Consider the following 22,470-nt stretch of genomic DNA (forward strand, 5'->3'; position numbering starts at 1 on the left):
TCCATTACCTCAATGACGTTGTTTCAACAACAGATACAGGAAAAACGGCGTGCCCAACGCCGAAACAAAAATGCCCGCCGGCAGGTCCAGCGGCAGGAACAGCGTACGTCCGCACAGGTCGGCCAGCAGTACCAGACCCGCGCCGCACAGGGCGGTCATGGCGGCCTGCCCGCCGAATGCGGGCCCCACCAGTCGCTTGGCGATATGCGGCGCAATGAGGCCGACAAAGGCCATGGCGCCGCCCCAGGCGATCGCCGCGCCGGCCAGCGCCACGCTAACCGCCAGCAGAGATAGCCTGATCCACTGGACCCGAACGCCGATCCCCTGAGCCAGATCGTCATCGAGCTGTTGCGCCGTCACATGCCGCGCAATGCCGATCCACAACGGAATAATCGCCAACAGCCAACCGGCGAGCGTCCGGGTTTCCTGCCAGCTGGCGGCGTAAACGCTGCCGGTCAGCCACACATAGGCGGATAATGTGGTGGTCAACGGGCTGAAAACGAGCAGGAAGGTCGTGACAGCCGTCAGAAGCGCCGAGATCCCCACGCCGGTCAGCACCAGTCGCTGCGGCGAGACGCCCCCCCGCCAGGCCAGCAGGTATACCGCCAACGCCGCGACGGCCGCACCCAACATGGCCGCGAGCGGCAGATAGCCCGCCCCCAGCGCCACCGTGGGAAACGAGAGGTAACAGACCGTCGCCGCGCTGGCTCCGCTGGTGATGCCCAGAATATCGGGCGAGGCCAGCGGGTTGCGGATCATCGCCTGCAACAGCAGGCCGGAGAGCGCCAGCGCGCCACCCACCAGCATCGCCAGCAGGCTTCGCGGCAGTCTCAGTTCCATGACGATAAAGGCCAGGCCGTCCTGCCGCCCGTCGGCCAACGACTGTAGCACCGCCCAGGGCGACAGCGGGATTTTGCCCATACATAGCGACAACAGCAGCAGTGCCAGCAACACCCCACCGGCGATCAACAGACGAACCACCGTTGAGACATTTAGCTGGCGGGAAATAGCGCGGCTCCGCAGGAGCACGATCTTATCCATGTCGACCTCCGCGACGCAGCAAATACAGGAAGCACGGCGCGCCGAGTAGCGCGGTCATCACGCCGACCGGCACCTCCTGCGGCAGAATGACAATACGCGCCAAAATATCCGCCAGCAGCAGCAAGGCAGCGCCCAACAGCGCACATCCCGGCAGCCGCCAGCGCTGGTCGACCGGAAACAGGCGACGGGCGATATGCGGGACGACCAAACCGATAAAGCCAATATTGCCCGCCATCGCCACCGTGCTGCCCGCCAGCACCACCACCAGAATGCACATCATGAGTCGTATCCGGCCGGTACGCTGCCCCAATCCACGGGCTATTGCCTCACCCGCGCCCAATACATTCACCTGCCCCGCCAGCAGCAGCGTCGCCGCCAGCGCCATCAGGCATCCCGCTAACAGCGGCTGCACCATCGTCAAATCGCGCCCCGCGACCGATCCTGCGAGCCAGAACAGCACGGTATCCAGCCCCTCCTGACTGACCACCAGTATCGCCTGGCTGAATGCCGCGAACATGGCCGTGATCGCCGCACCGGCCAGCACCATACGCAGCGGGTTCAATCGCCCTTGGCCTATCGTACCGGTTAACCATACCAGCCCGCCCGCCAACGCGGCGCCCGCAAAGGCCGACCACTGCCCGAACTGCGGCGACGCCGACGGCAGCAATGCTGCGCAGACGATCAGGAAAAACATCGCCCCGGCATTCACGCCGAACAACCCCGGCGACGCCAGCGGATTGCGGGTCAAAGCCTGCATCAGCGCCCCCGCGACGGCCAGACTGCCGCCGACCACCACGCGATCGCCGTCCGCGTCAGCCGCGTTGAGGTCACGATGCTGTGACTCACGTTCATGGCGTCGGGGTGGAACAGCGCCGACAGCACCTGCGCGGGCGGAATAAACACCGGCCCCACGGTCAAACTGCACAGAGCCAGCAGGACGACGAGCGCCAGACAGCCCACCAGTGTGATGACGCGATAACGCTCCCTGATGTTTCCCGGCCTCATGTTGCGCCGCCTTGCGTGACCCGCTCAACGTCTTCCAAAATGCGCTGGGCCCCAAGAACACCGCCCGACAGGCTCCAGGTGACGCCGTCCACGAGCCATACCTGCCCGCGCTTGGGCGCGCGCATCTGCCGCCATAACGGATGGGCGATAACACGTTCGTAATGACGCAAGGCAGCAGCGCGTTCCGTGCGCAAAAACACGAAGAAAATATCGGCATCAACGACCGGAAGACTTTCAAGGTTAGTGAGTTTGATCGAGACGCCGGGCTGCGCCCGACTGGACTCACTCCAGCCAAAACCCAGCTCGGTCAGCACCGATCCCGGAAAGCTGGCGGGTAAATAGCTGCGAATATGATCCTCTCGAATATCCAGCACCGCGACCGTCGGCGGCCACTGACCGCCGAACCGGTGTCGCAGATGGCCTTGCAGCTGCGCTACCCGCGTTCGCCAGTCCGCCAGCAACGCCTGCGCAGCCGCCTGTCGCTGCAAAGCCTCTCCCATCGCCTGCACCGTTTGCTTGAACTGATAGATCTCCTCCAGCATCACCACCGGCGCAATCCGCGATAGCAGCGCGGCCAGCCGCTGATGCCGAAACCGGGACGCCACAATCGCCTGCGGACGCAACATCACGATGTCCTCCAGACTGGGCTGCGTCTCCAGCCCGACAATCGGCACGCCTGTCAGCGCCGAACGCAGGTAGCGATAAGTCGGTTTTTCGCTCCAGGATTCGACCACGCCGACGGGGGTGATCCCCAACGCCACCGCGGTATCCGTCGCCCCCTGAAACAAGGTCACGACTCGAGGTTCCGCCATCTCGGCCAATGCCAGGCGCGGCCAGTTCAGCCCCAGCGGCAGCAGGCCCAACGACAGCCGCAGTACGCTGCGGCGCGAAAAGTGTCGACGATGCACGTTAGCGGAAACCTCGTTCTAGCTGGATAAACGGGTTCACCACTTCGCCTTTGCCGAACGGCATGCTGCCCGGCCCGCCCGCGCGGGCGATGGTCGGGGTAATCAGCAGTTTCTGCGGCCAGGTTTCGCGCTCGAACAGCTCCCGTTGCAACATTTCCCGCATATCGGCTTCCACGATCACCGCTGAGATAGCCTGTTCGATCTCAGCCCGCAAGGTGCGCCACAGCGTGGCGGGCGCGATGGCATAGACGGCGGCCAGCGTGTCGATAATCGCGCGCAGGTTGACCTGAATGCCCAGCGTTTGCAGCCAGAACAGCAGGTCTTGCGGACGTTCGTGATAAAGCGTGTTGGCGGTGTTGCCCGGTTTGAGGCGATAGACCGGGTCCTGCATACCATGCTGATTCAGCGTCGGGACATGAATACGCAGCGAATCGTGGTCGCGCAGCAGCAGGCCATGCGCCCGCCCCGCTTTCCAAACCAGCACCGCGTTTTGCCCGTGAATTTCCCCCAGCATCCCCAGACGGAACAGGCGGAAATTCAGCGTGAAGAAACAGCGGCATAGCTCGGCGAATAGCGTCAATACGCTCTCTTTGGTGACGGGCAGCGCTCGGTAAGCTAACCAGTCGTCGAAGAAGTGCCGACGGCTGTCCGGTAACAAGGTGCCCAACGCCGCCATCGGCAACAGCCGACACGTCGGATCCTGCAACAGCTGCGGCGGATAGCGACGCACCATCGCGGACAGGTGACGCGGCGCTTCGTCGAACAGCGTCGCCTGCGGCGGCATAAACGCCCACCAGCGTCGTTCGCCGCAGAGAAATAACCGCGCTTTCAACTCGTCATCCCGCGCCAGCGCCTCATGCAGCAGCGTCTCGCTCAGATTGCCGTTAATCATTTTAACGGCGGGCAAATAGCGCGACGCGCCCAGCGAATAGACCGCCATCGGCAATTTCAGATAATCCGCGCTGGCGAAACTGGGGGTCATGGAGCGCAGCGAAGACGTCGGCAACGCCCCGTCAGACCGAAATGCCAGCCGACGGCAGCGCCCATCATGCAGCGCATCGCCCAAGAGCGGGTCCAAGACATGCGCGTCCTGCCAGGGGTGTACCGGCAGCGCCACATGACTTTCGTCCAGTCCGCGATCCGTCAGCTCGTCGGCCAGCCGGAGGCGATCGTCCGCCGTTAACAGATAGTCCGCCGGGGTCTGTCGGGAGAGATCTTCAATCCCTTCCCCGCACAGCAGGCAGTCGCGGGCGACGGCCACCCAACACAGCGTAACCGGGCGGGCGAACTCCGCCACATAGTGCTGATAGTCATGTGAATTCAGTCCCTGTTTCGCCTTGGCAGTCGGGTGATAGGGCCGATCGCGCAGCGAGGCCCACTGCTCCATGATATGAAAGAAATCTGCATTATCGCGCGTCAGCAATCCCTCAGGGTCGATACAGTGAGACTGCGACAGCGCCGTTTGCTGCACGCTGGTGCCCAGCGCATCAAGAAACAGCTGCTGTCCTTGCGCGTTCTGCTCCGACTGACCCTGCGCGGCGAACACCCAGCGCATCACATCTTCCGGCGACAGCGCCTGCCACTCCGCCGTATCAGGATCGCCGACATAGACTGCCGACAGCGGCGCTTTTTCCCACGCCTGCGTGATGCCCGGCCTCAGCGCCACCAGCAGCGTCATCGCCGCCTGCGCGGGTCCGCGCCATCGCCACAGCCGCGCCTGTGCCGAGGCCGACAGACAGGCGCTGAGCGGGCTGGGATGACCGTACTGCTGTCGCCACTCGGTTTCCGACACCAGCGTAAGCGCCTCTTCCCCAAAAAACTGTTCCGCCAGCAGGCAGTCGATCAGATCCTGCATGACGATCTGTTCTGCACGCAGACGATGAAAGGACAGTGACGTTTCCATACCCTAGACTCCCTTATCCGAAGACAGTGTGGTGGCCAATTTGGCCTGTAAGGCGCGAAAGGCAATCCCGCGCTCATCCCCCAAAACGAACGTATTCACGCCGCGCGCCCGCCAGCGTCCGAGGTCTTCCGGCTGGCGTGGAATGGCGCAGTACGGCACCCCTTGCTGTTGCGCCGCCCGGCATACCGTCGTGAGCGCATTCTGAACCGCCGGTTCGTCGATGCGCCACGGCATGCCCAGCGACTGGGACAGATCCGCCGCGCCCTCCAGCATCATGTCCAGCCCGTCGACGGCGGCGATAGACTCGGCCTGCGCCACGCCCGCCGCGCTTTCAATCATCGCGACCAACAGAATTTCATCGTTGGCCCGGCGCACGTACTCCGCCAGACTTTCCTTGCCGAACGCGCCGGGACGCCCGGCATTCAGGCTCCGGACGCCGCGCGGATGATAGAAACAGGCGGCCACGGCTTCCCGCACCTGCTCCGCTTGCTCCACCATTGGCAGCACGATCCCCTGCGCGCCGCCGTCCAGCAGGCGCAAAAGCGTTTTCGGGTTGCCGTCGGCGACACGCACCAGCGGCGTCAAGCATAGGATTCCGCAGTGCGGATCATGTTCTCTACCGTTTCCGGGTTGATCAGCACATGTTCGGTGTCAATAATCACAAAGTCGAAGCCCGCTTCCGCGATCAGCTCTATCGAGGCCGGTGACGGAATGGAGGCAAACAGGCCATAGGCTGGCGTTCCCGCCGCCAGCTTGCGTTTCAACGCGTTGACTCTCAGCATGATGACGGCCTAAAGGGATAGAGCGGATTCGGCACGGCTTTGAAGCGGCGTTCGCCGTCGCCAAACAGACGGCGCTGAGTGAGCGCTTCCACCTCATACGTCGGGGCGAAGACGTCGAACAGGGCATAGCGCGTGCGATGCTGCGGATGGGCGGCCTGATAGTCGAGAATGACGTCGGCGGTCATCCGCCAGAAGCGCGATTCGTCCATGCCATAGTGCTGGCGCAGGAAGATGGCCATTTCCGCCAGACAGATAAAGAAGAAGGCGTCGCAGGTGAAGTCGCGCACCGCGTTGACATCATCCGTCAAAATGAACGAGTTGCGGTTGATTTTGGCGTGACTGGGGGGTAATGGCGCCAGCTCAGGACAGCGATCCGGCCGGGCCAGATGCTGCGGCGAGTAACGCACGCCGTCGTGAAAATCTTTGAGCGCGATGCGCTGCGGCCAGCCGTCGCGGGCGATCAGCACGATGTTCTGGCCGTGCGACTCCATGCCAATCCCTTCGGCAAACAGCATATGGATGATGGGCGAGACCGTGACGCTCAGCAGTTGCCGCGTCCAGTTTTCCAGCCCGTACTGCCGTATCCAGGCGTCGATAAACGGAACCGTCTCCCCTTCGCCGTAGCGATTTTCGACATGGCTTAATCCGTTGAACGGGATCGCCTGTTCGCCCGGCTGCAAATAGGCGTGAATGCTTTCGCGCCACAGCGCGCCGAGCACGCCATAGGTCTGCGCGCTCCGGCTGGCGGAGTGCTGGCGAGTATCCAGACTCACTCCGGCGATCTCGCCGAGGATCACGCATTTCATGTCCCGCGCCGCCTGATCGGTTTCAATTAACTGTTGCAGCCAGTCGGTGATAATCGGCCCGTTCATCACCGTGTGGCGGGCCAGAATGCGGGTGCTGGAGGTGTTAGTGATGCTCAGCGCCAGCTTGACATAGGGCCGGGTTTTGACCGATGCGTTCGCCAGCGTGCGGATAGACTGCTGCGCCTGCCAGCGGTCCGGCGTGGTTCCCAGACAGATTATTTCGCCGCTAACCAGCTCGGTGTGGCAGGCTGGCAGGATCACGTTGCGCCACTGCCAGGGATGCGCCGGGATTAGCCAGTAATCCTCCAGCCGTTTTCCCTGCTGTTCCAACCGTTCGGCCCACGCTCGCCGACAGACCTCGCCGACCTCCTCATCCAGAAAGCGCTCAAAATCCAGACGCGACGAATGATTGACGGACGCCAGCCGCTTTTCCACGGCCAGCCAGACCAGCGAAATCGGCGCGGCGAATTCCGGCCCCCATTGCGCGTTGTCGTCCAGCGTGAAGCCGATGCGGGATTTGTAGCAGGGATGGTAGCTGTGGGCGTCCATGAAATGGCGCTCCAGCGCATCGAAGTCGAGCCGATGCGGGTGGGTGACGGGCGGATAAGACTGCGCACGAGACTGTAAATCTTTCAGCTGCGTCTGCTCCAACTCCTGCACGAAACGCGCCAGACAGGCCGGATCTTCGCTTTCGTTTAATAGTTCAGACAACAGCTGATGCAGCGACGGCTTCGCGACCACGCCGTCCCGATCGCGGCGGCGCAGGCTGGCGTAATCCAGCCGAATCAGGTTGAAGCTGTCGCTGAACAGGCCAGTGCAACGGTACTCTACCGGCGCTCCCTGCGCATCACGCCCCTGGATGACGAACTGCGACCGCCCTTCATCCAGCGGCGTCCGTTGGTAAGTCAGTACGTCTTCATATAACAGCGTTTGCAGCAGTTGGCCGACCACGCGCTGCACCACACGCTGATAACGCGTCTTATCCATCTGCAATAGCCATTGACAGTCGGCGGCATCCGCACGCTGTCCGGCGGGTAACGATGTCTCCATGAGGTTTACCTTTATCCGTTGACGGTGAACAAAATCATTCGCTTTAGTGCGGCTCCCGACGCGGTGCCAGTAGAGCGGCCGCCTCCTCCGCCGACGTCTCTGCGCGCGGAAAACGCAGGCGCACGGCAGCGCCAAAAAAATCAACAGGCCGGTGGCCATAAATGTTTCGCCGATGGCTGATGCACGCAGGGACGCCAACGCCCCCCCGGCGCCGGTCATGCGCCACTCCAGATAGAGCGCGGCCATTACCATCGCCAGCGACGCCGCCAGCCTGCGCGCGATGTTGTTCATCGCTGCTCCCTGGGTCACCAGCGTATCCGGCAGCACATTCAATCCAGCGGTGGTCACCGGCATGTAAGACAAGCCCAGTCCCGCGCCGCGCAGCACCATCAGCACGAACACCATGCCAAGCGAACTCTGCGGCCCCAGCAGACCCAGCCCGCAGGTCGCCAGCCCCGTCAGCAGCAGGCCGGTCGCGACCACGCGCGACGGTCCGTGACGATCCAACAGGCCGCCGCCGATCCGGCCAAACAGACTGGCGCTCAGCGCGGTGCACAGCAGCGCCAGACCGGTGTCGATGGCGCTATGGCCCAGCACCAGCTGTACCAACAGCGGCAACAGCACTAAGCACTCAAACATGCCGACGGACTGGATGACAGTGATCGCCACGCTCAGGCGATAGCCGCGCAGCCGAAACATGCGTAAATTCAGCAGCGGCTCAGCCTTGCGCCAGGCGCGGCGAACAAACAGCGTCAGGCAGAGCGCCGCCAGCAGGAGCAGCGTAAGATTCATCGGGTTGGACAGCCCCGAAAGCTGGTGTACGCGGCTGGTCGCCAGCAGCAACAGACCAATACCAGCGGCGATCAGCACGTAGCCTTTGGCGTCGAACGCCGCCTGAGTATCAGGAGACGTTGAGGGAAGAACCCGACCGCCCATCAGCAGCGCCAGCACTGCAAACGGCAGATTGACCGCGAACAGCGCTCGCCAGTTGAAGACCTCCAGCAGCAGCCCGCCGCACAGCGGCCCCACCGCCGGCGCCAGCATGACCACGGCGCTCCACACGCCCGTGATGGCCCCCCGCTGTTCCCGCGGATACACCGCAAAAATCAGCGCCAAAGACAGCGGGATCATCAGGCCGCTGGCGATACCCTGCGCGACGCGCGCGCCGATCACACCCGACATCGACGTCGCCAGCGCGCCCGCGAGCGAACCCGCCATAAACAGCGCCACCCCAATCAGGTAGAGGCGTTTATGCCCTAGCCTCGCGCCCAGATAGCCGGTCAGCGGCATGGTCATCGTCATGCTGACCATGAACCCTGCGACGATCCACGTCGCCAGCAGCGGGCCAACGTTGAACGCGCTCATGAACGCAGGCAGCGCCGGGTTGAGCGCGCTGTTGCTGAGGCTGACGGTGATCGTGCCGAACAGGACATTGATCACCACCAGCGCGCGGGGGCTAGCGCTCATGACGCTCCTCGCCCTCTTCGGCGGCTGACACAAACCACTGCGGCGGACGCGGATGGCACAGGAAGTCGGCATGGGAAATGTTGTAGCCGTAGGCTCCCGCCATCGGCAGCACCAGAAGATCGCCGATGCGAACATCGGCCAGCCGACGGTCTCGGCTCAGAACGTCTTTGGGCGTACACAGCTGCCCCACCACCGTCCACGTTTGCCAGACTGTCGGTTCGCGCGCGTCTTCCGTCAGATGAATCACAGGATGGTCGTGGCCCTGCGCGACCGGCAGACGAAATTGGTGCGTACCGCCGCGGCAGACGAGGAATCCCTTGCCGTGACTGACTTTGGCATCCAATACCTCAACCACGTAGTAACCGCAGTAGGCGCTGATGAACCGTCCCGGTTCGAACCGCACCACGGGCGCATCGTCCAGCTCGGCCAAACGCTGCCCCAGAAAACGGCACAGCGACGGCCAGTCAAACTGTTCCGCATGGAGGTAGTCCACGCCGATGCCGCCGCCGACGTTGAGATGTGTGATCGTCTCCGGCCTCCGCGACATCGCTTTCCAGCAACGCCAACGGCTGAGATAGACATCCAGCAGTTGCCGATGGCGATCCGCCTCAAGCTGGTGCGACATGGCATGCACGTGAAAGCCTTGCAGCCGCAGATGGCTGGCGTCGTCAACCGCGGCGACCGCCGCCGCCAATTCGGACTCATCAATACCAAACGGCGTCGGTTTACCCGCCATCGCCAACTTGGTGGTCAGGCCGTCGGACAGCTGCGGATTGATGCGGATGAACACAGGCTGTATTCGCCCTGCCCGCTGCGCGCAGCGTTGTAAACGGGCGATTTCGTGCAGGCTTTCCACATGCACCGCCGCCACGTCGCGTTGCAGCGCCGTATCGAAATCCGAATCCAGTTTTCCCGGACCGGAGAAGACGAAAGGACGTGCCGTTGCGCAGCCCGCGACCCGCTCAATTTCCCCGCCCGACGAGATCTCAAACCCATCGACCCACGGCGCGACCGTGTCCAGAATCGGCCTTTCGCTGTTGGCCTTGATGGCGTAGTAAAGTTCGACGCCGGGCGGCAGCGCCGCCATGACGGACCTCACGTGCCGCCGCAGCGCGGTCAGGTCATAGACGAAGGCCGCCAGCGGATCGGACTCCTGCCGTTGCAGGCGACGAATGGCCGCGACGATGTGGGCCGGCAGCTTAGTCATGACGCGCCTCCTCATGCCACGGCGCGGGCAGGTTCACGTAGCCCGCCGCCCGGTCGGCGTCGGCGGAAAGCCGTACCTTGAGATTGGTTTTACAGGCGATCGGATGCCCCTTGATAAGGGCCTCCAACTCGGGCGCAGGGCCCTGAAGCTCGGTCTGGATCGCCTTTAGCTGTTCCCGCACGCGCTGCCACATCTGCGGCGCCAGCGCCGGACGCTCATCACTGAGTGCCAATACGGCTTCCGACAGGTGATTGACCAGCAGGCAGTACTGAATGCGATTCCAGCCCTGCTGCCGCGAATAGCGCAGCGAGGCCCGAACGCGCGGGTGAACCTCGTCGCCAATGGCCCGCATGCCGTCCTCGTCGGTTAACTTGACGCCCTCGAAGTCACGCAGCAGAACCTGATGCGGCCGCCCTTCCCGATGCACCAGTACGCTGTTTTGCAAATGCGGCTCCATAACCACGCCGTGGTTGAAGAACAGCGCCAGTACCGGCCGCAGCAGCAGCGACTGGTAGTCGTCGAACCAGCGCAGCAGGCTGTGATCGTCAAGCGGGTGGCCATAGTGCGCGTGCAGGAAGGGATGGATCAGCGGTCGCAGATCCGTCCCGCGAGCGAATAGCGTACCGGCCATCAGGCTGTTTTGCGCGCCGGTGCGACGGCAGAAGTTCTCCCGCAGAATGGCGCCGGTCTGTTCCCTGAACCAGTGACGATCGCTTTCGCTGGCCGCCGCCGGGCTCCAGCTCAGCACGCCCGGCTCTCTGGCCGCGACAAGCCCGCCGAGCGTATCGGCTTGCCGCGTCATCAGTTCGGCGAACAGGCGATCAATCAGCACCGTACTTTCCAGCTCATACCAGGCATTTTTACGGACGCAGTTAGTGATGCGTACGTTCAACGACCCTTTGATGAAGTAATCATGATCGTCGATGTACCAGGTGCGTATCGACGCGGTGGGGCTGGCGATTCGCCCCGTGGCGCCCAAATCGCGAATTTCGCCGTCGCGCAAGCGCTGCTGCACCCGCGCGTCCTGCTTGAACAGCTGAGCCTGTACCGGATGCATGCAGATGATGGCGCGGCCGCAACCCGCGCGACGCTGATTGGCAAATCCGTCCAGCACCTGATCAGGCGTCAGGCCGTTAGCCCGATGTGCAACCCGTCCTTCGGCACCTCGAACTGATACAGCGCCGAACGTGCCTGAAACTCGGGAGCCCACGGCGTTTGCCCCAGCTCGCTCGGCCACAGCCGTGCTTTAGGCGCCGGATGGCTGGGATGACCGAACCACAGACCCTGTTCGCTAAGCAGATAGTGATAAAGCGGGGAAGCCGCCTCACGACGGCCATTGTGAGCCACAATCGCCTCCACCAGTTGCTGACTCTGTACGATTTGAGCCTGTAGGTCGGGATTACGGCGACCCACCCAGGTTTCGCAAGCGTTGAGCAACTGCGCGACGAATAGGTCAAACGCCGGACAGTGCCAACGTTCTCCCGGCAGTTTTAAGTAAACATCCGAGAGATAACGCTGACTGCCAAGGCTGTCCCGACGGTCGACCATGAAGAACAGTTCTCGTTCCCCCGGCAGCCGGATCGTCATCGGGATACCCCGCCAGTCGGCGCCGTCGAAGTAGGCGCCGGGCGGAATGCCGCTCATATCATCAGGCCACGCATAGCGCGCATGGCCCTCGGGAATGGCGAACTCTTTGATCAGGCAGTTCAGCAGGCCGTGTACGGCCGCCTTTTCGCCAATCATTCTGGATAAGACGGCATGATCGAGGTTGTTCATCTCTGCTCCATAAGTGTTGCGATCGTCCGGGTGCAGCTACCGTGGCGAGCGTTTTTCATCCTGAAAATGCAAGTTAAAAATCGACGCTATACCCCAGCGTGAGGGTTCGCCCCCGCCCGGAAAAATAACGATCGGAATTCACAATCGCGCTTTGCGAGTAGTAGGTGATGTACTCTTTGTTGAACAGGTTAGCCACGGCCAGCTTGAGCTTGCCGCGCGGCAGCGCATAGCCCACCGCCGCATCCACCAGCAGATAGCCGTTGAAGTCTTTCTCTGCCTCATCCATCGTGCGATCAAAGGCATAGTTGGCCTGAATAAAGGACGTCCATTTGGGTGACCAGGTGGCCGCCCAACTGGCGGTCAAACGATCCGGCGGCACATTCAAACCGTCAAGTTTGCCGTCGAGGCTGCCGTTGCCGTCACTGTCATAGCGCCCGCGGATGTGGGAATAGCCTACTTTCAGGCGATGGTCGTCGTTGACCTTGTAGCCCAGCGTCGCCTCGACCCCGTCAATCCGGGTTTTCTGCCGTTCGCTCTCGTAGGTGCCGCTGACATCCACCACACGTTCGCCCAGCTTGGCTGAGGATTCGTAATAGCTGACCTCGAGGTCGAACGGATCTTGCTGTATGCGGAACCCGGCTTCGACGTTGTCGGTGACGATAGGCTCCAGCGGCAGCTGGGACACCGACTGACCTGCGGTGCGAATCCCACGCAGCGTGCGCCCAACATCCGGAATGCCGAATCCCTGCGAGTAGTTGGCGAACAGGCTTAGAGGCTGATAAGGCGTAGTCCAGACCGCGCCGACGTTATAGAGCGTTTTGTCGAAGTCGAGCTTGCCGCCTTCGACATCGACGCCGTTATTGGCCGCGACGGTCCGGAAGCTGTCGATGTCCAACTTGGCGTATTCATAACGCACCCCGGCGGTGATCTTGAGCGAGTCAATCGGCTGGATATCCAGTTGGAAGAACGGCGACAGATCGGTGTATTCCATTTGCGGCGCGTAGGTGCGCTGGGTGAGCCAGAGGTCTTGTTTACCCCGGTCAAACAGAGTGTCGAAACCCAACGTGGCTTTGAGGTAATCCTCCCAGATATCGTCCTTGGTCAACGCCAGCTTGGTGCCGTAGCGGCTGGATACGACGCGCGACTGATCGTAAAGCTGACCGCGCGGGGCCAGCGCGGGATCCTGAAATGAGGCCGACCGGTCCGCGCCGAACAGAGATTCATAGTTCTGGTAATAGACCAGCGCATTGAGTTTCATGCCGCTGAGATTGTAATTGTCGTAGGTCGCTGACGTGGTCCAGACGCTGTTCTGCGGCGCATCGCCGACCGGACGCCCTTTTTCGGAGGTGGTCGCGATACCGTTGTCACGATCGCCGGTCACGCTCAGATAGTTCATTTTCCCTTTGATCTGATACCGATTGAAACTGAGCTGTACGCGCTGATCGTTATCCAGCCAGTAGCCGACCTTGGCGAGGATGTCGTAGGCGCGGGAATCCATCAGATCGCCCTGTGTGTTGTCGACCCCGATGGCCCGGTCATCGCCGTCCAGAAACAGTCCCTGATCCTCGTAGCTCAGCGAGAACAGGTAATCCAGATACTCCTGGCGACCGCTAAAGCCATAGGTGGTCTTATAGTTCATGGTGTCGCCTTCCAGTTGCGATGTCGGCGTCGTGGCTTCCACGCTGAAATGCTGACTGAAAGAGTCCGGCGCGGGACGTCGGGTGATGATATTGATGACGCCGCCGGTCGCGCCGATGCCGTTACTGGCGCTGGCGCCGTGGATCACTTCGATGCGGTCGACCATCGAAAAGTCGATGGTGTGCATTTCACGGCCGGTGGGCCGCAGCGGGTTGGACTGGGGAATGCCGTCCACCAGAATCAGGGGCGCGCGTCCTCGGAAGGTCTCGCCGCTGCCGCTCATTTTTTGGCGGCTCGGCGCATCGATGGCAGCAAATTGCTCAAAATTTGCGATGAGTCAGAGGTCAACTGACGCTGTTGTTCAATCTGTTCCTTCGAAATAATCGTGACGACCTGCGGCGAGTCCTTCTTTTCCGTGTCCGTTCGCGTGGCCGTCACCACCAGTTCGTTATCATTGTTGGCGATGCTGTCCGCCGCATTGGCCTGCGACCACAGTAACAACGGCGTTAACGCATAAAATGCCCGAGCCTTCATTCAGTTGACCTCGTGATGTTTTCCCAGAAAAGCGGCCCGACCTTGGGGACGGTGCCGTCAATGTCGCGTCGGTTTGCATTGCCGTCCGCGTAATAATTGTTATGACCGGATGCGCGTCAGCGCCTCGCTCAGCGCCCGCTCGAAGCGGGAGACGGCAATTTCGCACTCCGCTGGTGAAATCGTCAGGGGCGGCAGGAGCCGCACCACATTGCCGTGACGCCCGCCGCGCTCCAGCAGCAGTCCTTGCTGGAAACAGCACTGCTGAATCTCGGCCGCCAGCGGCGCATCAATGGGGTAACTGCCGTCTGAGGATGGCGGCAGACGTTCATCGACGATTTCAATGCCCAGCATCAAACCGCGACCGCGTACCTGTCCCAGACAGGGGAAACGCTGCTTCAAAAAAGTCAGCGCCTGCGTCAGCCATAAACCGCGCGTGGCGGCCTGTTCGGGAAGGCGGTCGCGAGCCAGGATCTCCAGCGTGGTTTTGCCGGTCGCCATCGCCATCTGATTTCCACGGAACGTGCCGCTGTGCGCCCCAGGCTGCCAGGCATCGAATGCGCGGCGGATCCCCAGCACCGCGAGCGGCAGCCCGCCGCCGACGGCTTTGGACATGACGATGATGTCCGGCTCAATCCCCGCCTGCTCGAACGCAAACAGGGTGCCGGTGCGCCCAAATCCCGCCTGGACTTCATCCACAATCAGGACAATGCCGTACTGCTGAGTCACTTCGCGTAGCATCCGCAACCAGCTGTCCGGCGCAGGATTGACCCCGCCCTCGCCCTGAACGGCTTCCACAATGACGGCGGCGGGCAACGGCATGCCGCGCTCAACATCGGCGATGAAATGGCTAAAGTAGTGATTTAGTGCCTTCACACCCGCTTCACCGCCGAGCCCCAGCGGGCAGCGATATTCATGTGGGAAAGGTAAGAACTGCACGCCGGACATCAGGTTTTGTACCGGGTCTTTCGGCCCGGTATTGCCGGTGACCGCCAGCGCGCCGTGCGTCATCCCGTGATAACCGCCGGAGAAGCTGATGACGCCGCCGCGCCCGGTGAAGGTTTTGGCCAGTTTGAGGGCGGCCTCAACGGCATCAGCCCCAGATGGACCGCAAAACTGCAGACAGTAGTTATCCGCGCCACCGGGCAGCAGCGCCAATAACGTTTGGCTGAATGCATCTTTGAGCGGGGTGGTGAGATCAAGCGTATGCATGGGTAAACCGGAGTGCAGGAAATCCTGAATGCTGGCGACGATCTCGGGATGATTGTGTCCCAGCGCCAGCGTTCCCGCGCCGGCCAGACAATCCAGATAGTCTTTGCCCTCCACATCCGTGACCCACGCGCCGCGCGCTTTAGCAATCGCCAGCGGCAACTTTCGGGGGTAACTTCGCACATTGGACTCCATCCACGACTGGCGCGCCAGGAAGTCTGCATTTTTTTGATTAAGATGCCCTTTCGTTGCCAAATGCTGCTGTGCCATCCTTCACCACCTCCTGTGATTATTTCGGATGACAACGATTATCATTAACAATTAGCTGACACAAGTGTTATTTTCTTGAAGGAAAATTGATTAAATCCTTACAAAAGGCAGACTTAAACCATCAATATGTTGATGATGAAGTAACTTTTATCGAAAAAGTGAGAAGATCGGGATGCGAGTGAGAAGTGTAAAGATTACGTTTTGTGGAAAAGCTCACAAAAATGACGTTTAAAAAAATTGATTAAGATATGCGTAATATCGATAAAGTTAGGGGAAAACAGGTTGCGTATTATGTAAAAAGCCAGCCTGTCGCCAGGCTGGCTTTGGTCCCGGTCTAGCCATAGGCCGACCTTTCGCTACAGGGATAATTACACAACGAATTCCGAATCGGCGGAATTCGTTTCAGCTTCCTTTTCGCAGGTCGCTCGCACTTTTTCCAGCGCACGTTCCGCTTCCGCCAGAATCTGGCAGCATTGCTGATGCGTGATCGTTAACGGCGGCTCAATTCGCACCGATTTTGCATTGTTCAACGTCCCTGCGACTAATATGCGACGCTGGAACAGTTCGCTGGCAAAGGCGTAACCAATTTCGTTTTCCTGGAACTCGAAGGCCAGCAGCAGCCCTTTACCACGCGCCGCCATAATCAGGTCAGGGTATTTGTCCGCGAGTTTTTGCAGTCCCGCCAGCAGGAAGGCGCCCTCTTTGGCGGCCTGACCCGGCAGATCGTCTCGCAGCAGCACGTTGATGGTCGCTAACGCCGCCGAACAGGCCAGCGGGTTACCGCCAAACGTCGTCGTGTGCAGGAACGGGTTCTCAAACAACACGGAGAACACTTCTTCCGTCGCAACCGTGGCACCGATAGGCATCACACCGCCGCCCAGCGCCTTCGCCAGACACAAGATATCCGGCTGTACGCCATAGTGCTGGCAGGCGAACATTTTGCCCGTACGCCCCATCCCGGTTTGCACTTCATCCAAAATCAACAATGCGCCGATTTCATTACACAGCGCCCGAACCGCGGGCAGATACTCTTCCGGCGGCACGATCACGCCGCCTTCACCCTGGATGGGCTCCAGGATCACGGCGGCGATACCTTCACCGTCTTGCTGGCATTGTTGGACCTGCTGTTTCATCGCTTCGATATCGCCGAACGGGACATGATGGAAACCCGGCACTAGCGGCATAAACGGTTCGCGGAACATTGGCTTCGCGGTGGCCGAAAGCGATCCCAGCGATTTTCCGTGGAACGCGCCGTTCGCGGCGATAAAGCTAAATTTACCGTGGGGGGCCTGATAGCTTTCGCCAACTTCAGTGCAGCTTCCACTGACTCAGTGCCACTATTGCTGAAAAAACTGTATTTCAGCTTACCAGGCGTGATGGCCGCCAGCGTTTTCGCGAGCATGCCACGCAGCGGGTCTAACAATTCCTGACTATGCAACGGCTGTTTTGATAGCTGTTTTTCTACTGCGGCGAGTACCGTCGGGTTACGATGCCCAACGTTGAAAATGCCGTAGCCGCCCAGACAATCCAGATATTCGTTTCCCTGCGTATCAAGCAGAGTGTTCGCACTGCTGGAGCGCCACTCGACGACACCGTAGCCGCCGTCTGAGGTGACTGATTTTCTATATTCCAGAAAACCCGGATTAACGTAATCGCGGAATGAATTTAGCGTTTCTTTATTTAGCGCCACCATGTCTTCCTGACTCAGTGTATCGCTCATGATCCATTCTAATGCCTGCTGAGAACACTCTAGCGGGTTAAGTTCGGAAAAGGGTCTGGACAAAATGCGCTCCTTATTAAACGGGTATCACGCGATACCAATATTAGTAATGCACAAAACAAGCCAACTAGCCATCACTTTATTTGCTGAACTTTACGCTGCGGAAAGGTATATTTTTGGTATTAAATCTAGATTTTTTCTCAATTTTAAAAACAAAAAACCAGTAAATACATGATATTAGCCCACAATAAATAAAGGAATACTTAATTGCACTCTTTAAGTGCAAAATAACTTATTTCGCCCCGATAAAGGGCAATAAATGATCACAGACCTTTTTAAATGCGTCGCTTTTATTTAATTTCAGAAAATAATATATCCACGGTAAATAATAATAAGGAATCGGGAAATTAATTAATGCGGAAAAAAACAGGTTAAATAAGCCAGATAACCTCATAAAATTCATCTGGATATGATCCGAAAGATGATCTGCTCAAGGTGGTGGGTGACCGATCAACATTCTCCCTCGCAGAGGGTCCTGCTCGGAGCTCCCCCTCTTACATCACTTCACTTCATCTCACGTCATCAACGTCAAAGAGACAGCTTGTCTTTCCCTGCCTGCGGAGATAACACGCATCTAAGCCATGAATTTAGACGGGCGGTCGCAAACCCGCCTGCATCTAACACATCACTTCGCTATTCCAGACGGCAAATCGCACTGATGAAAGTCAATCATCCTCCAAGTCGCCAACGTCCATTCACGTCGCAAAACACACAAGGGATCATTTCGTTTCGGGAAGATGAGAAGTCTGTCGCCATCACCCAGCACGAGCACAAGTTGAAAGCGAAGTCGGTCTGGCGACTTTCCTGCAAAGTCCGATCTCAGGGATTGTATAAACACTCGACCATAGAGAAACGCGTTCTCTTGAATAAACAGGGTTACGCGACCACATGGGGAGAGCGACGTTGAAGGGGAAGATACTTTTTCCTCGCCTTTTCCCGTTTTACATCCTGGCGATAAGCGATAAACAAACCGGTGCCGGAAGTTATTCCGCACACAATGTCTCTATGCGATGGTGATGACAGGGGTTACAACCATAAATAACCTAAATAATAAAACCTCTCTTTACTTCATAACGAAAACAACTCGACCAGCTGAGGCTATCAAAAAAGAAAGCATTTCCGTCCCATTTATTTCACCCGCCGATTCATACTCTTCACTGTTGATCTAACGCGAAGCACTCACAACTCTTCATGACAGGGATTAGCTGCATAGAAACAGGCATAAATCATTAATAAAAACAAAATGATAAAAAACACCATCGCTCTTCATGCTCATTTCAAGCAATGCCGCTGATGAATGAATACGGGTTCAATACAAAATAAAAACATCATTTAAACAAAATAAGAACACGAAAACTCACAGAGACTGTTGAATCGCAAAAGAATGAAACCGACGTATCCCAGGTTATTTAGCCTCTCGCGATAAAATGATTGCGATAGTTTTTTAACTAAATTAATCAGTGGTTGTTTATTATTGGGAGCCACATCCCCTATTTAAGGTAAAGACACAGAAAATTTGAAATTGGAGAGATAGATCAAAAAATCAGATGGGATCCGATACCTATAGTACCCGCGACAAAAGTAAGTCAATTTTAATTAACGCACTCGTTTCTGTGAGTAATGAGGATTCTATGGACTTTATCATTCAACTGGTCATTGTCCTGATCTGTCTATTTTACGGCGCAAGAAAAGGTGGGATCGCGCTGGGATTATTAGGCGGTATCGGGCTGGTCATACTAGTTTTCTTTTTTAAACTCGAACCTGGGAAACCGCCCATCGACGTCATGCTGGTGATTATCTCCGTCGTCGCCGCGTCAGCTACGTTACAAGCATCCGGCGGCCTGGATGTCATGCTGCAAATGGCGGAGAAAATGCTGCGGCGTAACCCCAAATACGTCTCCATCATCGCACCTTTCGTCACCTGTATTTTGACCATTCTCTGCGGCACCGGGCATGTGGTTTACACCATTTTGCCGATTATCTACGACGTCGCGATTAAAAATAACATCCGTCCGGAAAGACCGATGGCTGCCAGCTCTATCGGCGCTCAGATGGGGATTATCGCCAGTCCGGTATCCGTTGCCGTCGTCTCTCTGGTGGCAATGCTGGCTAACTTCACGTTCCACGGCAAGCATCTCGAATTCCTCGATCTGCTGGCTATCACTATCCCCTCGACTCTGCTCGGCATCCTGGCTATCGGGATTTTCAGCTGGTTTCGCGGCAAGGATCTGGATAAAGATCCGGAGTTTCAAAAATTTATTTCCGTGCCGGAAAATCGGGAATACGTCTACGGCGATACCGCGACGCTGCTGGACAGAAAACTGCCGCGCAGCAACTGGATTGCGATGTGGATTTTCCTGACCACCATTGCCGCCGTCGCGCTGCTGGGCGCGATGGAAGACCTCCGCCCGGCTTTCAACGGCAAAGCCCTGTCGATGGTGCTGGTTATTCAGATGTTTATGCTGGTGTCCGGCGCCTGATCATCATCATCACCAAAACGAATCCGGCTTCTATTTCCAAAAACGAAGTCTTCCGATCAGGCATGATCGCCATCGTCGCCGTGTACGGCATCGCCTGGATGGCGGAAACGATGTTCGGCGCGCACCTGGAGCAGATAAAAACAACCCTCGGCACGCTGGTGGTGGAATACCCCTGGGCCTATGCGCTGATCCTGCTGTTGGTGTCTAAATTCGTCAACTCGCAGGCCGCCGCGCTCGCGGCCATTGTTCCCGTCGCATTGGCGATTGGCGTGAATCCTGCTTACATTGTGGCTTCCGCCCCGGCCTGCTACGGCTATTATATTCTTCCGACCTACCCCAGCGATCTGGCGGCGATTCAGTTCGACCGCTCAGGTACGACGCATATTGGTCGTTTTGTGATTAACCACAGCTTCATTCTTCCCGGCCTGATTGGCGTATCAACATCCTGTGTCTTTGGATGGGTTTTCGCCGCCATGTATGGCTACTACTGAGTAGCCCCCTCACGCCGCCGCGTGCTAATGTCGGCGGCTCTCCCCTGAGTTTCAGTATAAAAAAAACCGCCCGTCGTCGTGCTGACCGGGCGGTTCTCTGTTTCTCCGATCTCCGATGTGCGTTTTGGAGCTAGGTGCGTGACTGTCGCCAAAGTTCGACGCAGGCCTGCGCCAGCGCCTGTGTTGTATCTATACTGTGCGCCAGCCAGCGCGAGTTAACGGCTGACAGCGCAGGAGACACTTCCGTACAGGCCAGAATTAGCCTCGAAGCCCCACGTTCCGCCAAACGGTCGGCCAGTTGCTCCAGCAGAATACCGCCCTCAACCCGCGCTCCCCTTTTGACGGCATAACACCCCGGAACGAACAGTTCATCCATCTCCTGCGGCGTGGGTTCCAGCACCTCGCAACCCGTGGCCGCCAACCGTTGCTGATACCAGCCTGCGCGCAAGGTGCCGTGCGTAGCAATCAGCCCCGTGATTTCAGAGGGGGCAACGATAGGCTGCCGCATCGCAGCCAGCGTGGCATCCGCAATATGCAGCAGGGGCGCCCGACTGGCCGCCGCAAGGGCGTCGAACCAGTGGTGCGCCGTGTTACAGGGGATCACGAGATGGCTAATCGGCAGTTGATTTAGCGCGCGAACGGCCTCCAGAAGCACCGGCAGCGGGGAGGGACCCATCCCCGCCAGCGCCTGTTGACGATCCGGAATTTGCGGTACGTTCCAGACAACCATCGGGACATGGTCCTGATCGCGCTCGGCGGGTGTGGCCGCGATGATTTTCTGCACCAGATCGGCCGTGGCCAGGGGACCCATGCCGCCCAGCACCCCGATCAGACAGTCGGTCATGCTTAGCGCCCCTGCTGTTCGAAGAACTCACGATAGCCGAATAACCCGGCCGAACCGCCCGTATGAATAAACACGACCTGTTCGCCTTTCTTGAAATGCCCTTTTCTGATCAGATCGATCAGTCCGGCCATACCTTTACCGGAGTAGACCGGATCGAGCAGGATCCCTTCCAGACGCGCCAGCAGTTGGAGCGCCTCTCGGGTTCCCTCGTTAGGGATGCCGTAGCCTTCGCCGACATAGTCGCTATTCGCCTGCACAGCGTCGCGCGGTAAATCTTCTTCGATCCCCAGACGCTGCCAGATTTGCTGCGCCAGTCGATAGACGTTCTCTTCCTGCTTTTCTTTTGGCGCACGAACGCTGATACCCAGCACAGGGATCCCGCTACGCACCGCCGTCAGTCCGGCGACCAGCCCCGCCTGAGTGCCGCTGCTGCCTGAGGCGTGGACGATGTGGTCGATGCGCAGGCGCTGCTGGCTGGACTGGAACAGCAACTCTTCCGCGCAGGCGACATAGCCTAATGCGCCGGTGACGTTTGAACCTCCACCGGGAATGACGTAGGGGCGGCGGCCTTCTCGACGCAGCTCGTCCGCCAGCGTTTCCAGCGCCTGCTGCATATCCGTACCGCCAGGCAGGTGATCGACGATCTCCCCTCCTAACAAATCATCCAGCAAGATGTTGCCCGATCGTTGATAGGGCTCGCCGTAGTCCTTCACCCGCTTTTCCAGCAGCACTTTTGTTTTCAGCCCCAACTTCGCCGCCGCGGCAATGGTCTGACGAACGTGGTTTGACTGCGTTGCGCCCTGCGTCAGGATGATATCGGCCTCCTGTTGCAACGCCTCCGCCAACAGAAACTCCAGCTTGCGCGTTTTGTTGCCGCCGGTCGCCAAACCGGTCGCATCATCGCGTTTAATATAGATTGTCGGTCCGTTGAGATAAGCCGTCAGCGCAGGCAGGGGTTCAAGCGGGGTGGGGAAATGCCCCAGCGATAAACGGGGGAAACGAGCAAGATGCATCTTATTCTCCTCAAGAAAATCGGTATCACGTGCTATTTAAAAGAAATTGATGTCGTCCGTGTGATGTCATCGGGCAACTTTATTGATTAATGGAATAACGGTTCATGCGTCATTTAAGCTGAAAAATAACCGGCGGCCTTTTCGTCTTCGGCGCTAATTTCCCGTCGTTATCGCATGCCTGAAATAACACCGACGAGCATACGCGAGTTGCTGGATGAAAAAATGCCGCCACGGACAAATTTACGCACATGATGTAGGCCACTCTATTA

Annotated in this window: 12 protein-coding genes and 4 pseudogenes; 1 reads left to right on the forward strand and 15 read right to left on the reverse strand. The window is 58.9% G+C overall.

From position 1 onward, the window contains the following. Nucleotides 1-9: 9 nt before the first annotated feature. From AU509_RS10920 to ygjG, 13 genes and pseudogenes are all read right to left on the reverse strand, one after another. The gene (locus AU509_RS10920; RefSeq protein WP_094118322.1) at nt 10-1,041 is read right to left on the reverse strand and encodes a FecCD family ABC transporter permease; all 1,032 of its coding nucleotides are present in this window, start codon (nt 1,039-1,041) and stop codon (nt 10-12) included. Beyond that, nucleotides 1,034-2,046 (reverse strand): annotated as a pseudogene (locus AU509_RS10925) (FecCD family ABC transporter permease). Before AU509_RS10925 ends, AU509_RS10920 begins: the two are co-directional and overlap by 8 nt. After that, nucleotides 2,043-2,954 carry an ABC transporter substrate-binding protein gene (locus tag AU509_RS10930; protein ID WP_244200945.1) on the reverse strand — a complete coding sequence of 304 codons (912 nt, stop codon included), beginning with the start codon at nt 2,952-2,954 and terminating at the stop codon, nt 2,043-2,045. Before AU509_RS10930 ends, AU509_RS10925 begins: the two are co-directional and overlap by 4 nt. A gap of 1 nt (nt 2,955) precedes the next feature. After that, entirely contained in the window at nt 2,956-4,857 is a 1,902-nt protein-coding gene (locus tag AU509_RS10935) for an IucA/IucC family protein (RefSeq protein WP_208640004.1), read from the reverse strand. Between the two features lie 3 nt (nt 4,858-4,860). Next, nucleotides 4,861-5,442, reverse strand: a complete 582-nt coding sequence (locus AU509_RS10940) for an HpcH/HpaI aldolase family protein (RefSeq protein WP_254901558.1) — start codon at nt 5,440-5,442, stop codon at nt 4,861-4,863. After that, complete coding sequence (locus tag AU509_RS18655; RefSeq protein ID WP_254901559.1) at nt 5,439-5,639, reverse strand: HpcH/HpaI aldolase family protein; 201 nt, start codon at nt 5,637-5,639, stop codon at nt 5,439-5,441. Before AU509_RS18655 ends, AU509_RS10940 begins: the two co-directional genes overlap by 4 nt. Further along, nucleotides 5,633-8,962: a DHA2 family efflux MFS transporter permease subunit gene (locus AU509_RS18660; RefSeq protein WP_254901560.1), complete on the reverse strand. Its 3,330-nt coding sequence runs from the start codon at nt 8,960-8,962 to the stop codon at nt 5,633-5,635. The genes AU509_RS18655 and AU509_RS18660 overlap by 7 nt, the downstream gene beginning before the upstream one ends. Next, on the reverse strand, nt 8,952-10,169 hold the full coding sequence (locus AU509_RS10955) for a type III PLP-dependent enzyme (RefSeq protein WP_085652641.1): 1,218 nt from the start codon (nt 10,167-10,169) through the stop codon (nt 8,952-8,954). The genes AU509_RS18660 and AU509_RS10955 overlap by 11 nt, the downstream gene beginning before the upstream one ends. After that, nucleotides 10,162-11,283, reverse strand: coding sequence for an IucA/IucC family protein (locus AU509_RS18665; protein WP_254901561.1), 1,122 nt, complete (start codon nt 11,281-11,283; stop codon nt 10,162-10,164). The genes AU509_RS10955 and AU509_RS18665 overlap by 8 nt, the downstream gene beginning before the upstream one ends. A gap of 11 nt (nt 11,284-11,294) precedes the next feature. Next, a complete protein-coding gene (locus AU509_RS18670; RefSeq protein WP_254901562.1) occupies nt 11,295-11,945 on the reverse strand; it encodes an IucA/IucC family protein in 651 nt (216 codons plus the stop codon). 73 nt (nt 11,946-12,018) lie between these two features. Beyond that, nucleotides 12,019-14,117 (reverse strand): annotated as a pseudogene (locus AU509_RS10965) (TonB-dependent receptor). A 99-nt stretch (nt 14,118-14,216) separates the two neighbouring features. Next, nucleotides 14,217-15,593, reverse strand: a complete 1,377-nt coding sequence (locus AU509_RS10970) for a diaminobutyrate--2-oxoglutarate transaminase (RefSeq protein ID WP_085652644.1) — start codon at nt 15,591-15,593, stop codon at nt 14,217-14,219. Between the two features lie 368 nt (nt 15,594-15,961). Beyond that, nucleotides 15,962-17,376 (reverse strand): annotated as a pseudogene (gene ygjG, locus AU509_RS10975) (putrescine aminotransferase). A 1,628-nt stretch (nt 17,377-19,004) separates the two neighbouring features. On the opposite strand from ygjG, the pseudogene AU509_RS10980 reads away from it, so the two are divergent. Continuing rightward, nucleotides 19,005-20,344, forward strand: a pseudogene (locus AU509_RS10980) (anaerobic C4-dicarboxylate transporter). Nucleotides 20,345-20,474: 130 nt separating this feature from the next. On the opposite strand, the gene cuyB reads toward AU509_RS10980, so the two are convergent. Next, a complete protein-coding gene (cuyB, locus tag AU509_RS10985) occupies nt 20,475-21,188 on the reverse strand; it encodes a cysteate racemase (RefSeq protein ID WP_094118324.1) in 714 nt (237 codons plus the stop codon). 2 nt (nt 21,189-21,190) lie between these two features. Continuing rightward, nucleotides 21,191-22,201: a D-cysteate sulfo-lyase gene (cuyA, locus tag AU509_RS10990; RefSeq protein WP_094118325.1), complete on the reverse strand. Its 1,011-nt coding sequence runs from the start codon at nt 22,199-22,201 to the stop codon at nt 21,191-21,193. Nucleotides 22,202-22,470 lie beyond the last annotated feature (269 nt).

The organism is Lonsdalea britannica, from assembly GCF_002111595.1.
GTDB lineage: Bacteria > Pseudomonadota > Gammaproteobacteria > Enterobacterales > Enterobacteriaceae > Lonsdalea > Lonsdalea britannica.